Origin of the sequence: Vibrio sp. 1874 (assembly GCF_033344395.1) — a bacterium.
Lineage (GTDB): Bacteria > Pseudomonadota > Gammaproteobacteria > Enterobacterales > Vibrionaceae > Vibrio > Vibrio alginolyticus.
In genome coordinates this window covers 1-1044 of record NZ_JAWPOR010000186.1, presented here as the reverse complement: position 1 = coordinate 1044, position 1044 = coordinate 1, and the positions used below count along the sequence as shown (strand labels likewise).

2 pseudogenes are annotated in these 1044 nt (G+C 46.6%); both read left to right on the top strand.

Going from position 1 to position 1044, the window contains the following annotated elements:
• A pseudogene (locus R8N46_RS25505) lies at positions 1-422 on the top strand (serine/threonine protein kinase); the annotation flags it as partial.
• 13 nt (positions 423-435) lie between these two features.
• Positions 436-1044: pseudogene (locus tag R8N46_RS25500) on the top strand (chromosome partitioning protein ParA); the annotation flags it as partial.

Below are 1044 nucleotides of genomic sequence, written 5' to 3'. Positions count from 1 at the left end.
TGCTTGAGCGGCGCCCAATCGAACAAAAAAAACATTGGCCGTTGTACAGCGCATTGCGTTTAGTACAGCGCCGTCCGCTGGCTGCAGCATTATCTGCCATTCTGGTTTTATCCGGCGTGCTATTTGGTAATGCATTGATTCAAAAGAATATCCAACTGCAACAAGAGAAGAAGATTGCAGAAGATATGATGTACGAACTGACTCGCCTCATCTTCCATGCGAAGGGGCAGAACGTCGAACATCTTTCGGTGAACTCTATGATGGAGCTAACACGAAGGCGGATACTCTCTAACCCAGATATCCCCAAACATATAAAACAAAAAATGTTGTTGGCGATGATGACACCGGTGCCAGAGAAGCACCTAACTACACCAATGAGTTGTCAGCCAAATTGTGCGTCTAAGGACAGCACCAACCAATAAGGCTTAAAACAAGATGTATACACGTTCAGTGGTATTTTGGCTGTCTGCATTGACGGCTACGTCCACTTTGGCGGCAGATGCTTCTGCAGCCACTTCACACCCGCCAGCTTCAACCTTGAAGCAAGGCTACTTTATCGACTCTCCAGTGACTGGCCTGTATTACAAAACCAGTTCCAATATCACTGGCGTCACTCAGCAAGGAGCATTTCATTACCAACCCGGTGATGTAATTAGCTTCTTCCTTGGTAACGATGATAAAGGTTATCTGCTGACGACCTTATCAAGCCAAGAAGTGCTGACGCCGACGATGGCGACAACCAAACCTAGCCGCAGCATCAATATGACGCGTCTGCTGCTTTCTCTCGACAGCACGCCTGAGAATCGTGAGGAAATTGTCCTAGCAAACCGTGTGCTGTCTGATCCTCACTTTCAAAGCCAGCTCAAAGGCCTTGATCTCAATTACCTGGATGACGCTAAACGCTACCTCAATCTCGATTGGGTATCTGTCAATGAGGCGATTGAGCACCTAAACGAAAGCCAGCAGTACATTGAAAAAAACTTTTCCTCTGATGAGATCATTTTTGAACCTCGCGACGTGACGTTCAAAAACATCGTCATCAAA